The organism is Streptomyces sp. NPDC036764 (genome assembly GCF_055609385.1).
Genome location: NZ_JBVJPT010000020.1, coordinates 57,087 through 69,790 on the forward strand (window position 1 = coordinate 57,087; position 12,704 = coordinate 69,790).

A 12,704-nucleotide genomic window follows, 5' to 3' on the forward strand; every position below is an offset into this window, starting at 1 on the left:
CAGGGGTGACTCGGAATGTCCACCACAAGAAAAGGATTGAGACGCGGTAAAAACGGACTCCCACCTTCGGTTGTCTCATGATCCGAGATCGAACCTTTTCCGATGCGTTAAGTGCGTGCTACCGTCCGTGGCGTGATCGAGAATGGCCTCTCAGGCGCAGAGATCGAGCTGGAGATTCGAGACATCTGGAGGGGGTTGTTCGGTGTCGACGTAGGTCCTGATGACAACTTCTTCGACCTTGGTGGCGACTCGTTGAAGGTGGTGGATGTCGTCGCGGCCGCTCGAAAGCGGGGGATCACTTTCCGCAGCTCGGCGGTGTTCAGAAACCCGACGCCGTCCTTGTTGGCGACCAGCCTGACCAGGGATGATGCCAGGTGACCCGGCAGGAACTCCCCAACGGTCTGACCGTGCACGGGCTGAACCGCAATGAGACCGAGTATCTGTACAAGGAAATCTTCGAAGACGAGGTTTATACGCCGATCGACGGTTTCGGTTTCCCGGAACGGCCCGTCGTCTTTGATGTCGGCGCCAACATAGGAATGTTCGCGCTGTTCATGGCGGCGAAGTTCCCGGAAGCCCGGATCTTCTCCTTCGAGCCGGTGCCGCGCACCTTCGACGCATTGCAGAAGAACGCCGGTGGCGTGCCGAACGTCTCCGTCTTCAACATGGCCCTCGGAGACACCGCCCAAACCCGTGAGCTGACCTTTTACCCGCAGTACTCGATGATGTCGGGCTTCGACGCCGATCCGGAAGTCGACCGGGCGTTGGTCAAGTCGTACATCGGGAACATCGCGGAAACACTCGACGAAGAGCGCCGGGATTTGCTGCTGGAAGAGGCGGACGAGCTGATCGGCGAGCGCTTCGACACGGTGGAGCGGGTGTCCTGCCGGATCGACCGGCTGGAGACGGTGGCCGCCGGCCTCGGCATCGACCGCATCGACTTCCTGAAGATCGACGTCGAGGGCTTCGAGGTGAAGGTCCTTCAGGGCATCGGCGACGCGCTGTGGGCCCGCATCGGCCAGGCCGCCGTCGAGGTCGAGGACGACAACGGCGAACTGGCCGAGGTCACCAAGCTGTTCGCCGAGCACGGCATGGACACCGTGGTCGAGCAGCCCGCGGAGTACCGCGGCACGAGCGTCTACACCGTCTTCGCCTCCCGTCCGGCCGGAGTCACGCCATGACCCGGGCAGGCGCGAGCGGCGCCACGGTGTTCGCCCTGCCCACCGCGTGGCGCCCGGCGCCCGGATCCGACCCGGCTCCCGGGTCGGCCGTCGTCGAACACGCCGACCTCGCCGACGGGCTGGTCGCGCTCGCCGGGATCTGCGGCACCGACCTGCCGACCGTGCTGCTGGCCGCCCACATCAAGGTGCTCGGCATGCTGGGCGAGGCGGACGAGCGGTGCGCCGAAGTGGCGGACGGCTCCGGGGTGCGGCACATCACCGTGGTCCGGGCGGCGGCCACCTGGCAGGAGCTGGTGTTACGCGTCGCCAAGGCGGAGCGGACGGTGGCCGCGGCCACCGACGAGGTGACGTACGGCGAACGCGCGCTGTTCACCGCCGGGGCGGAGGCCGGCGGTGAGAGTGGGGCGAGCGTCGAACGGCCCGGGTACGGCCTGCTGGTCCATGCGGACGAACGTCGGCTGACGTTCACCGCCGTCCTCGCCTCGCCGTACCTCGCCCGCCTCTCCGCGATGTACCGCGAGGTCCTGCTGGCCATGGCGGCCGACCCCGACGGTGACGCGCTCGCCGCCCGGCTCGACCCGGACGAGCGCCGAGCGGTGCTCGGCGACTGGAGCACCGGGGCGAAACCGGACCGGGGCGCCACCACCGTGGTCGAGCTGATCGAGGCACAGGCCCGCACGACGCCCGACGCGACGGCCGTCAATGTCGCCGGCACCGAGACGACGTACCGGGAACTGGACGAGCGGGCCAACCGCATAGCCCGCCGGCTGACCGCGCTCGGCGCCCGCCCCGACGCCCTGGTCGGCGTCTGCCTGCGCCGCACCGCCGACCTGCTGCCCGCGCTGCTCGGCGTGTGGAAGTCCGGCGCCGGCTACCTCCCGCTCGATCCGGCCCTGCCCGCCGAGCGGCTGCGGCACATGATCGACGCCGCCGGATGCGAGCTGGTGCTCACCGAGTCCGCCCATCTGCCGGCCCTGGAACCGCTCACCGGCGGCGACGCCGTCCTCCTCGACCGGGAACGCGAGTCGATCGAGGCGCTGTCCGCGACACCGCTCGACCGCACGACGGATCCGCGCTCCCTCGCCTACGTCATCTACACCTCGGGCTCCACCGGCAACCCCAAGGGCGTGATGGTGGAGCACGCCGGGCTCGCCAACTACCTGCTGTGGACGGCCGAGACCTACGCGGCCCGCGGCACCGGCGGATCCCCGGTGTTCTCGTCGATCTCCTTCGACCTGGGCATGCCCAGCCTGTTCGCCCCCCTGCTGACCGGACAGCCCGTCCATCTGCTGCCCGACCCGCTGGACACCGCCGACCTCGGCGACGAACTCGTGGCGGGGGCGCCGTACAGCTTCATCAAGATGACCCCCGGCCATCTCGATCTGCTGAGCTACGACCTGACCCCCGAGGAGATCCACTCGCTCGCCGGTCTCGTCATCGCCGCCGGCGACGCGTTCACCAGCGAACTGGCCGGGCGCTGGCTGGAGTTCGCCGGACCCGGCGGTACCCCGGTCGCCACCGAGTACGGGCCGACCGAGATCACCGTCGGCAACTCCGGGGAGACCCTCACCGAGCCGCCCGCGACGGAGCTCGTCCCGCTGGGCGCGCCCATTCCCAACACCACCATGTACGTCCTGACCGACCGGCTCGAACCCGTGCCCGTGGGCGTCCCCGGCGAGGTCTACATCGGCGGCACGGGCGTGGCCCGCGGCTACCTGGACCGTCCCGGCCTGACCGCCGAAAGGTTCCTGCCCGACCCGTACGGCGCCCCCGGCGCCTGTCTGTACCGCACCGGCGACCGGGCGCGATGGCGGGCCGACGGTTCGCTGGAGTTCCTCGGCCGGGTGGACCACCAGGTCAAGATCCGTGGGTTCCGGGTCGAACTCGGCGAGATCCAGGCCCGGTTGCGCGAGCACGCGGACGTCGCGGAGGCCGTCGTCATCGCGGTCGGCCCGGTCCGCTCCCGCTCCCTCGCGGCCTATGTGATCCCCGCCGAGGCGCGGCCGATGGACGCCACCGCACTGAGGGCCCACCTGGCGGCCGTGCTGCCCGCCTACATGCTTCCCGCGCACTTCGTCGCCATCGACCAGGTGCCGCTGACGACCAACGGAAAGGTCGACACCCGCGTGCTGCAGAGCCTGCTCTGACCCCGGCGTGTCCCGTCCGTACCTCACGAGAGGCGAACAACGTGTCCATCGCTGACATATCGGCCGAGTCGGGGTCGCCCCGCGACACGGCCGGACTCCAGGAGGGGGCCGAGTCCCGGTACGGGGTGGAGGTCCATGAGGGGGCCGAGTCCCGGTACGGGGTGGAGGTCCACGAGAGGGCTGCGTCCCCGTACGGGGTGGAGGTCCATGACGCGGCCGGACTCCAGGAGGGGGCCGAGTCCCTCCCCGGTGCCGAGAGCGCGGTTCCGTTCCGGCTGGAGCTCACCGGCGACGAGCGCGCCGCGGTGCGCGAGCTGGCCGAGCAGCTCACCCGGGTCGCCGCGGGCCTGGTCGACGAGCACGCGTGGGTGGCCGAGGCACGCCGGCTGAGCTGCCGGCTGCCCGTGCGGCTGCTGGAGCGCATCCGGCAGTACCGCAGCGACGCCGGTCCCGACGGCATGCTGTGCCTGGCCGGCCTGCCCGTCGAGGCCGATCTGCTGCCCGACACACCCGCCGTGCCGGACTCGGTCGAGCGGGCCGCCACCGTGCCGTCCGCCGTCGCGATGCTGATCGGGCAGCAGCTCGGCGAGGTCATCGCCTACCGGGACGAGAAGTACGGGGCGCTGGTGCAGAACGTCGTGCCGGTGCCCTCGCTCGCCGCCTCCCAGAGCAACGGCGGCTCCGTACCGCTGGAGTTCCACATCGAGAACGCCTTCCATTCGCACCGGCCGCACTACGTCGGCCTGTTGTGCCTGCGCTCCGACCACGAGGGGACGGCCGGCACCCAGATCTGCTCGGTCCGCCGGGTCCTCGGCCTGATCGACGAGGCCGACCGCAAGATCCTCGAAGCTCCCCGCTTCGTGACCGAGGCACCGCCGTCCTTCCGCTCCGCCGAGCGCACCGAGCCCCACCCGGTCCTCGTCGGCAGCCCCGAGGACCCCGACATCCGCGTGGACTTCAACGCCACCGTCGCCCTCGACGAGGAGGCCGCCGGCGCCCTGCTCCGGCTGCGCGAGACCATGACGGACGCCTCCGAGTCGGTGGTGCTGCGCCCCGGCGAGCTGGTCTTCGTCGACAACCGCCTGGTCCTGCACGGCCGTACCAACTTCGTCCCCCGCTACGACGGCCGGGACCGCTGGCTGCACCGCATCTTCGTCCACCTGGACAACCGCCTCACCCGGGCGCACCGGGCGGGCAACGGTCCGGTGCTGGTCTGAGCGGGCCGGTCTGAGCGGGCCACCGACAACCGACGGACGGCACATGGAGAACAGCAGCGTGACGACAGCAGACGTGGACGTCGACGGGAACGACGTGAACAGGGCCGGGGCCGGCGCGGGGGACGCGGTGGAGGCGTTCGTCGTGGTCGTCAACGACGAGGGCCGGCACTCCCTGTGGTGGCCCGGCCGCCCGGTGCCCGCGGGCTGGCGCACCGCTTCGGACCCCGGCAGCCGGCAGGAGTGCCTGGACCTGATCGAGGAGCGCTGGACCGGACTGCGGACCCGGCCCCGGCTCGCCCCGCAGGACCCGCGGTGAGCGCCCGCCCCACGCTGGTCCTGGTGGACGCCCTCACCACGGGCGCCATGCTGGCCCGCGCCGCCGCCACCGACCACCGCCTGGTGCATGTGCGTTCGCGCGCGGAACTGCCGGAGACCTTCGCCGCGAGTCTGCCCACCGAGCTCTTCGCGCAGGACCTCACGTATCCGGGCCGGGCCGAGGAGGTGCTCGCCCGACTGCGGGCGCAGGAACCGGTGGCCGTGATCGCCGCCAGCGAGTTCGGCGTGGAGGTCGCCGACGAACTCGCGGCTCGCCTCGGACTGCGCGGGAACGACCCCGCGCTGTCGACGGCCCGGCGCGACAAGTCCCGCATGATGGAGGTGCTCGCGGCCGCCGGGGTGCCCACCCCGCGCCAGTGGCGCGGCAGCGAGCTCGGCGAACTGCTGAACTGGCGCCGCGCACAAGGTCTGGAGCGCGTGGTCGTCAAACCGCTGGACAGCGCCGGCTCCGAGGACGTGTACACCTGCGACACCGAGGAAGAGGTGGCCGCGGCCGTGCGGGCGGCCCTCGGCAAGACCAACCTGATGCTGTGCGCCAACGAGGCGGTGCTGATCCAGGAGCACCTCGCCGGTGACGAGTACGTCGTCAACAGCGTGAGCAGGGACGGCGAGCACTGGTTCACCGACGCGTGGATCAGCCGCAAACAGGTCACCTCCGGTAAAAGGCTCGTATACGACCACGAGGACCTGCTGCCGCCGGACGCGCCCGTGCTCGACGGCATCCTCGGCTACGTCGGCCGGGTGCTCGACGGCCTCGGCATCGCCCACGGCCCGGCCCACACCGAGCTCATCCTCACCCCGCACGGGCCCCGCCTGCTGGAGACCGGCGCCCGCCTCTCCGGCCTCGCCAACCCGCCCGCCCTCCAACGCTGCACCGGCGCGGACCAGGTCACCCTGACACTCGACAGCCACACCTCGCGGGCGACGGCGCTGCACTCCCGCCCCCGGCGCTACGTCCGCCACGAGTCGGCGCGCTGCGTCAACCTCCTCGCCCACCGCGAGGTGCCCCTGCCGACGCACGCACTGCGGGCGGCCCTGGAACAGCTCCCCGCCTTCGAGAGCGTCCGCTTCCGCAAGGCCGACGGATCCATGACCCGCCCGACCGTCGACCTCAACTCCTCGCCGGGCGTGGTGTTCCTGGTGCACCGGGACCCGGAGGAGATCGAGAGCAGCTACAAGATGCTGCGCGATGTCGAGCGGGAGCTGCTTTGAGGGCGGGATCGGTGGGACCGGTAGGAACGGCGGGATCGGCGGGGTTGGTGAGGTCGGTGGGACCGTCGGGACCGGCGGGATCCGTTGTGAGGAGGCAGGCCTTATGCCCGTGAGCCCGGAGAGCTTCCGTGAGTTGTTCGGCTCCTTCCCGGCGCAGGTGGCGATCATCACCGCGACCGGCGCGGACGGCCGCCCGCGCGGATTCACCTGCACGACCACGTGCGCGGTGTCGGCCGCCCCGCCCCTGCTGCTGATCTGCGTGGACGAGAACTCCCAGACCCTGCCCGCGATCCTGGCCGGCCGGGGTTTCGTGGCGAACGTCCTCGCGGCGCCCGGGGAGGAGGCGTCCAGGATCTTCGCGGGCAAGGCGCAGGACAAGTTCGACCGGGTGGCGTGGGAGCCCTCGCGCAAGGCGGGCGGGGCCCCGATCCTCACGGACGTCGTACTGGCCTACGCGGAGTGCCGGGTGGTGCAGACCCTGACCGCGGGCGACCACCGGATCATCGTCGGCCAGGTCGAGGGCAGCGCGGTCTTCCCGCGCGAGCCGCTGCTGTACGGCAAGGGCGACTATCACGCCTGGCCGGTCGCCCCGGTGGGCGTGGGCACCGGCGCGGGAGGCTGAGCCGGGTGCTCGCCGCCGACTGGGCACTGCACGAGGAGATCCTGCTCGCGGCGTACGACGGATGGGGCGGGACGGGCGTACGCGACTGGTCCCGTGAACTGGGCTACGTCCTCGCGGCGGCGGTCCTGACGGAACTGGCGCGGGCGGGGCGGGTGGTGGTGGATCCCTCCGGGGCCGTGTACGCCCGGGACGCGACGAGGGCCCCGGACCCGGTCTCGGACGCCGTACTGGAACGGCTCCTGCTGACCCGCCGCGCACACCGCGCCCACTGGTGGCTGCACCGCCAGGGCGACACGGTCCTGGACCTCACCCTGAGCCGGCTCCTGCACAACGGCGCCCTGTCGGAGCGGCACGTGAGGAGATGGGGCATCCTCCCGACGACCGAACGCGTCCCGTCGGACCCGGCCCGGGCGGCACGGGCACGCGAGGCGATCCGCCGGGCGGCGGCCGGCGCACCCACGGGACGGGTGGGCGCCGCGGCGGCGCTCCTGTCCGCCGCGAACCTCTGCGCACCCCTCGCCCTGCCCCGCACCGACTGGTCGGCCTGCCCCGCCCCGATCCCGGCCGTCGCCAGCGAACTGTCCCTGACCCTGGCCATCTCCCGCATCCCACCGGCTCTGGCGTGACGCCCCGGCTGTTTGGGTGCGGGGTGGAGCGGCCGGGTTGCAGCCCTGCGAGGGGGCAGCTCGCAAGGGGACGTACACCTGTGGACGCTCACATGTGGACGACCGGCGCCGCGTCGGGATCCGTGGCCGGTGCGCCCCGTCGGTAGAGGACGACGCTCACGACCAGGCCGACGGCGAAGAACACCGCCGACCACCAGTAGGCGGTGGAGTAGGCGTCCAGTCCGGCCTGCGCCTGCACGGCGGGGTCCCTGGGGTCCCGTCCGGCCAGGTAGTCGGTGGCGGCACCGGTGGCCAGCGTGTTCAGCAGGGCCGTGCCGATCGAGCCGCCGACCTGCTGCATGGCGTTGACGGTGGCCGAGGCGACCCCGGAGTCCTTGGCGTCCACCCCGGCGGTCGCCAGCCCCATGGCGGGCGCGATGACCAGTCCGAGTCCGAATCCGGCGGCGAGCAGCGGGGGCAGCACGTCGGCGGCGTAGCCGCTGTTCAGGTCGAGGGCGGTCATCCAGACCATGCCGGCCGCGGCCAGGCCCATGCCCAGCGGGACGATCGGCCTGGGGCCGAGCCGGGGGACCAGCACGCTGGACGCGAGAGTGGCGCTGATCATGAGCGCGACGGTCATGGGCAGGAAGGCCAGCCCGGTGTTCACCGGCGTGTAGCCGAGGCTCTGCTGGAGGTAGTACGTCAGGAAGAGGAAGACCCCGAACATGCCGGCGCCGCTGATCAGCACCGAGACGAAGGACGCGCCGCGGTTGCGGTCGAGCAGCACGCGCAGGGGCAGCAGCGGGTGGCTCGAACGCGTCTGCCACCAGGTGAACGCCGCAAGCAGTACGACTCCGGCGGCCAGGAAGCCCCAGGTGGCCGGCGAGTCCCAGTCGTGCGTCTCGGCGTTGGAGAAGCCGTAGACCAGGCCGAACAGGCCGCCGCCGACCAGGATCGCGCCGGGCACGTCGAGCGTGGCGGACCTGTCCCGGGTGGTACGACGCAGCAGCACCGCGCCTCCGACGAAGGCGACGGCGGCGAAGAGCAGGTTGACGTAGAGGGTCCAGCGCCAGTCGAGGTGCTCGGTGAGCAGTCCGCCGAGCAGCAGGCCTATCGCTCCGCCGGCGCCGGCGATGGCGCCGTACACGCCGAAGGCCTTGGCGCGTTCCTTGGTGTCGGTGAAGGTCGTCGTCAGCAGTGACAGGGCGGCGGGTGCCAGCAGGGCACCGAACAGGCCCTGTACGGCACGTGCGGCGACCAGCATCTCGAAGCTGTTCGCGGCGCCGCCGAGCGCGGAGGCCCCGGCGAAGCCGACCAGGCCGACGAGGAAGGTCATCTTGCGGCCGAAGAGGTCGGCGATCCGGCCGCCGAGCAGCAGCAGGCTGCCGAAGGCCAGGGCGTAGGCGGTGACGACCCACTGCCGGTCACCGTCCGAGAAGCCCAGGTCCCGCTGCGCGGACGGCAGGGCGATGTTCACGATCGTGCCGTCCAGCACGACCATGAGCTGGGCGACACCGATGACGGCGAGGATCCACCAGCGATGGCGGGGCGGGGCCGTGGCGGGCGGGAGGGGTGCGGTGTCGACGGGGGTGTCGGTGGGGGTCCGGGGCATGACGAGGCTCCGCTTCGAGGGTTCTGACAAGGTCTGACGGTTGTCAGATTTGCCTGACGAGTGTCAGATTAGCTCTCGTCTGACAGGTGTCAAGTAAGGTGTGGACGGCCCCTGGGGTTCGGGGCCGCGCAGAGAGGGAGGCAGCAGTGGGTGCACGAGCCGAGTCCGCCCGCAGGCCGGGACGCCCCGGAGCGGACACGCCCGCGGTGCCGGAGGAGGAGAGCATCCTGCGACGCGGTCTGGAGGCCTTCGCGGAGCTGGGGTACGACCACGCCTCCGCGCGGGAGCTGGCCCGCCGTCTCGGCGTCAGCCACAACTTCATCAACGACCGCTACGGGTCCAAGGCGGCCTTCTGGCGCGCGGTCGTCGACCACGCCCTGGGCGGGCAGTTGGCGCGTATGCCCCAGGTGGACGACTCGGTCGACGACGCCGAACGGCTGCGGCTGATCATCACCGGCTTCTACCGCAGCGCGGTGGACACGCCGCTGGTCGGACGGCTTTTCGTCGAGGAACTCAACCGGGAGACCGAGCGGTTGGACTATCTCTACGAGCGCTACATCGCCCCCACGCTCCAGACCCTGGCGCCCAGCATCGAACGGCTCGTGGCCGACGGGCGCATGGCACCCGTGCCGATGGACGTCCTGTTCTTCGCCGTCATCCCGCCCGTCTCCGGCATGGTGGAGGTGCCGCTGGCCCGCCGTCTGGGCCGGCCCGAGCCCGCCTCGCCCGAGCAGCTCACGGCCACCGCCGAGACGCTGGCGGCACTGGTGGTCAACGGGCTGCTGGCGAAGGGGCCGGTGCCGAGAGCCTGAAGCCGGGCCGAGGACACGCCTCCGGCGCGCGGCCGGGGACCACCTGACCCCGAGTCAGCACGCCGCCGCCGAGTGCGGCCCGACGTCCTGGTCATGGATCTCCCGACCCCGGGTCACGACGCCGTCGCCGAGTGCGGTCCGACGCCGAGGACGTCGAGCATCGCCCGGGTCGCCGGGCTGGGGTTGAAGCGGCTCCACACCAGGTACTCCAGGCGATGCGGCCCGTCGAGCACGCGGACCAGCGCCAGTTCGGGATCGTCGGCGGCCAGCGGACGGACGTACGCCGACGGCAGCAGCGCGATGCCGAGCCCGCGTGCGACCAGCCGGGAGATCAGCTCGACGACACCGGCCTCGTAGGCGACGTCGCGGACCAGCCCCGCGGCGGCGAAGGCGCGGTCGGACTGGGCGCGGGCGGGTGTGCCGGCCGCGAAGTCCACGAAGGTCTCCTCGGCGATCTCCTCCAGCGTGACCTGGGCCGCGCCCGCCAGCCGATGCCCGGCCGGCACGATCAGGGCGTGCTCGTCGTGATCGAGGACGAGGGTCTCCACGCCGGACGGCCGTTCGCCCTCCGGAAGCCCGAGGAAGGCGATGTCCAGCTCCCCGTCCCGCACCGCCGCGGCCAGCTCGTCGCTGCGTCCGGAACGCAGCACGACACGCACGTCCGGGTACCGCGCGCGATACCGCTGAAGGAGGTCCGGTACGTCCACCGCGGCCGTGGTCACGATCACGCCGACGGCGAGCCTGCCCCGTACGACCCCGGTCGCGGCGGCGGCATCGGCGACCGCGCGGTCGGCGGCGGCCAGGCACTCGCGCGCCGCGGCCACGAACGCCACCCCGGCGCTGGTCGGTTCGACGCGGCGGCTGGAGCGGGCGAACAGCTTGACCCCGAGCTCCCGTTCCAGGCCGGCGATCCGATGGCTGAGGGACGACTGCACCACGAAGCAGCGCTCCGCCGCGCGCGTGAAGTTACGGGTTTCGGCCACGGCGACGACGTAGCGCATCTGCTGGAGATCCACGGATCCCAGTATTCAGCACCCATGGTCAGCATTCATGGCTGCGATGAAAACCATGAGTTGGAGTCATGAGCCCGGGCTGCGGAGACTGCTTCTCATGCTTCCCTCGACCGAGCGGTCATCGGGCCGGCCGCGGATCTCCCGCGCGCACCCGATGGCAACCGTCGCACTGACCGCCCTCGCTCCCGCGGCCTGGGGCACCACCTACGCCGTGACCACCGAACTCCTCCCGTCCGGGCATCCGATGTTCGCCGGGCTCGTACGCGCCCTGCCCGCCGGACTGCTCGCCCTGGCGATCACCCGCGTGCTGCCGCGCGGCGACTGGTGGTGGAAGGCCGGCGTCCTCGGCGCGCTCAACATCGGCGCCCTGTTCCCGCTGCTGTTCCTGGCCGCCGAACGGCTCCCCGGCGGTGTCGCCGCCACCCTCGGCGCCGCCCAGCCCCTGCTGGTCGCCGGGCTCGCCATCGCGCTGCTCCACGTACGGGCGACGGTCTGGAGATGGACCTGGGGCGTGCTCGGCGTGGCCGGGGTCGGACTCGTCGTGCTCGGCCCTCAGGCCCGGCTGGACGCCGTCGGGGTGCTCGCCGGTCTCGGCGGTACGACCGCCATGGCCTGCGGCACCGTCCTCACCAAGCGCTGGGGGCGGCCCGCGGGCATCGGCCCCCTGGCCCTGGCCGGCTGGCAACTGACCGTCGGCGGCCTGCTGTTGCTCCCGCTCACTCTCGTGATCGAGGGGCTGCCGCCGCGGATCGACGCCGGGGCGGCGGCCGGTTACCTGTGGCTCGGCAGCGTGGGCGGACTGATCGCGTACACGCTGTGGTTCCGCGGCATCGGAAAGCTGTCGGTGGGCGCGTCGGCACCACTCGTACTCCTCTCCCCGCTGGTCGCAACCGTCATCGGCATCACCCTGGGCGAGTCCCTCAGCCTGCCCCAGTCCCTCGGCTTCACCCTCGCCCTGGCCGCGTTGCTGGCAGCGCAGTTCGAGTCTGCGAAGGGCGCGTGGCGAGTGCTGATGCGTGGGGGGCGGGGGATTCCGGGAGGTGGGGGGCCGGAAGCACCTCAAGCCGGCGTTCGTACGGACCGAGCCCTGACCGCTCAGGGAATCAGGAAGCCGACCAACAGGGCGAGGGGCAGAAAGATCAAGGGCACTGACATCAGCCAGCCCATGCCCGAGGACGTTCGCGAACCGATGAGGACGCAGAACGGTCCCATGAGGAGCAGGTAGAAGAAGAACACCGCAAGGATGATGAAACCCGCACCCGACCCCAAAGCGCCCTCCCCGGCTCCGGTACGGCTCCCCTCTCCGAACACCGCAATTTGAACACGTTCAAATGCGCCGTGTCCAGGACACCGGCACAACACAAAGGGCGGGGTCCGAAAACCCCGCCCGCCTCCGCTTACCGGCTTACGCCTGCCTCAGGGCCACACCAGGCAGTACGGCTGGTGCCCCGCCTCATGCAGCCGATGGCTGAAGTCCTGCCACTCATGCAGCAGTTGATACACGTTGAACGCGTCCCGGGGCCCGCCCCGGTCCGGCACCGTCGACCAGATGAACGCGGCCGCGCCGACCGCTTCCTCTCCTATGCCCCGCAGCGGGTCGACGACGGTCATCGGCAGCTTGACGACCGCGTAGTCGGGGTGCAGGACGACAAGCTCCAGCGGCGGCACCTTGTGCAGGGGCACGCCCTCGATGCCCGTCAGCACCATCGCCGCCATGGTCTCCGGCTTGATCTTGGTGAACATGCCGTTCATGCCGAGCTCGTCGCCGCCCAGCTCTTCGGGGCGCATGGAGATCGGGACGCGAGCCGCGGTGGCGCCGTCCGGCGCGCCGAAGTACTTGTACGTCACCCCCACCCGACCACCATTCCTGCTCACCTTCAGCCGATCGCGATCACTGCGTCGCTCGGCCCGCTCTGACTCATTCGGTACACCCGGCATATCCGGTAC

The 12,704-nt window shown here is 71.4% G+C and carries 13 protein-coding genes; 10 read left to right on the forward strand and 3 right to left on the reverse strand.

Annotation, left to right across the window (positions count from 1 at the left end; all coding sequences use genetic code 11):
* The first annotated feature begins 132 nt into the window (after window positions 1-132).
* The 8 genes from ACZ69Q_RS42170 (at window position 133) to ACZ69Q_RS42205 (ending at window position 7,341) form a co-directional block, all read left to right on the forward strand.
* On the forward strand, window positions 133-378 hold the full coding sequence (locus tag ACZ69Q_RS42170) for a phosphopantetheine-binding protein (protein WP_471053360.1): 246 nt from the start codon (window positions 133-135) through the stop codon (window positions 376-378).
* The gene (locus tag ACZ69Q_RS42175; RefSeq protein WP_471053363.1) at window positions 375-1,181 is read left to right on the forward strand and encodes an FkbM family methyltransferase; all 807 of its coding nucleotides are present in this window, start codon (window positions 375-377) and stop codon (window positions 1,179-1,181) included. The genes ACZ69Q_RS42170 and ACZ69Q_RS42175 overlap by 4 nt, the downstream gene beginning before the upstream one ends.
* The gene (locus ACZ69Q_RS42180; protein WP_471053366.1) at window positions 1,178-3,328 is read left to right on the forward strand and encodes an amino acid adenylation domain-containing protein; all 2,151 of its coding nucleotides are present in this window, start codon (window positions 1,178-1,180) and stop codon (window positions 3,326-3,328) included. Before ACZ69Q_RS42175 ends, ACZ69Q_RS42180 begins: the two co-directional genes overlap by 4 nt.
* A gap of 41 nt (window positions 3,329-3,369) precedes the next feature.
* Window positions 3,370-4,545, forward strand: a complete 1,176-nt coding sequence (locus tag ACZ69Q_RS42185; RefSeq protein WP_471053368.1) for a TauD/TfdA family dioxygenase — start codon at window positions 3,370-3,372, stop codon at window positions 4,543-4,545.
* Window positions 4,546-4,603: 58 nt separating this feature from the next.
* Window positions 4,604-4,861, forward strand: coding sequence for an MbtH family NRPS accessory protein (locus tag ACZ69Q_RS42190; protein WP_471053370.1), 258 nt, complete (start codon window positions 4,604-4,606; stop codon window positions 4,859-4,861).
* Window positions 4,858-6,093 (forward strand): ATP-grasp domain-containing protein, encoded by a 1,236-nt coding sequence (locus ACZ69Q_RS42195; protein ID WP_471053373.1) that lies wholly within the window; start codon window positions 4,858-4,860, stop codon window positions 6,091-6,093. The genes ACZ69Q_RS42190 and ACZ69Q_RS42195 overlap by 4 nt, the downstream gene beginning before the upstream one ends.
* A 103-nt stretch (window positions 6,094-6,196) precedes the next feature.
* Window positions 6,197-6,715, forward strand: a complete 519-nt coding sequence (locus tag ACZ69Q_RS42200) for a flavin reductase family protein (RefSeq protein ID WP_471053375.1) — start codon at window positions 6,197-6,199, stop codon at window positions 6,713-6,715.
* A gap of 5 nt (window positions 6,716-6,720) precedes the next feature.
* Window positions 6,721-7,341, forward strand: coding sequence for a GOLPH3/VPS74 family protein (locus ACZ69Q_RS42205; RefSeq protein WP_471053378.1), 621 nt, complete (start codon window positions 6,721-6,723; stop codon window positions 7,339-7,341).
* An 88-nt stretch (window positions 7,342-7,429) separates the two neighbouring features.
* On the opposite strand, the gene ACZ69Q_RS42210 is transcribed toward ACZ69Q_RS42205, so the two are convergent.
* Window positions 7,430-8,932, reverse strand: a complete 1,503-nt coding sequence (locus ACZ69Q_RS42210; RefSeq protein ID WP_471053381.1) for an MFS transporter — start codon at window positions 8,930-8,932, stop codon at window positions 7,430-7,432.
* Window positions 8,933-9,078: 146 nt separating this feature from the next.
* On the opposite strand from ACZ69Q_RS42210, the gene ACZ69Q_RS42215 reads away from it, so the two are divergent.
* Window positions 9,079-9,744 (forward strand): TetR/AcrR family transcriptional regulator, encoded by a 666-nt coding sequence (locus tag ACZ69Q_RS42215; RefSeq protein ID WP_471053384.1) that lies wholly within the window; start codon window positions 9,079-9,081, stop codon window positions 9,742-9,744.
* A gap of 113 nt (window positions 9,745-9,857) precedes the next feature.
* Here ACZ69Q_RS42215 and ACZ69Q_RS42220 read toward each other — a convergent pair whose 3' ends face one another.
* A complete protein-coding gene (locus ACZ69Q_RS42220) occupies window positions 9,858-10,760 on the reverse strand; it encodes a LysR family transcriptional regulator (protein WP_471053387.1) in 903 nt (300 codons plus the stop codon).
* A 94-nt stretch (window positions 10,761-10,854) separates the two neighbouring features.
* On the opposite strand from ACZ69Q_RS42220, the gene ACZ69Q_RS42225 reads away from it, so the two are divergent.
* Complete coding sequence (locus ACZ69Q_RS42225) at window positions 10,855-11,982, forward strand: EamA family transporter (RefSeq protein ID WP_471053389.1); 1,128 nt, start codon at window positions 10,855-10,857, stop codon at window positions 11,980-11,982.
* 191 nt (window positions 11,983-12,173) lie between these two features.
* On the opposite strand, the gene ACZ69Q_RS42230 is transcribed toward ACZ69Q_RS42225, so the two are convergent.
* On the reverse strand, window positions 12,174-12,611 hold the full coding sequence (locus ACZ69Q_RS42230; protein WP_003974483.1) for a hypothetical protein: 438 nt from the start codon (window positions 12,609-12,611) through the stop codon (window positions 12,174-12,176).
* Window positions 12,612-12,704: the final 93 nt, after the last annotated feature.

What these genes read in the sequence shown, in the direction of transcription:
- ACZ69Q_RS42180 (WP_471053366.1), top strand. Translation starts at nt 1,178, where the DNA reads ATGACCCGGGCAGGCGCGAGCGGCGCCACGGTGTTCGCCCTGCCCACC.
- ACZ69Q_RS42200 (WP_471053375.1), top strand. Translation starts at nt 6,197, where the DNA reads ATGCCCGTGAGCCCGGAGAGCTTCCGTGAGTTGTTCGGCTCCTTCCCG.
- ACZ69Q_RS42210 (WP_471053381.1), bottom strand. Translation starts at nt 8,932, where the DNA reads ATGCCCCGGACCCCCACCGACACCCCCGTCGACACCGCACCCCTCCCG.
- ACZ69Q_RS42225 (WP_471053389.1), top strand. Translation starts at nt 10,855, where the DNA reads ATGCTTCCCTCGACCGAGCGGTCATCGGGCCGGCCGCGGATCTCCCGC.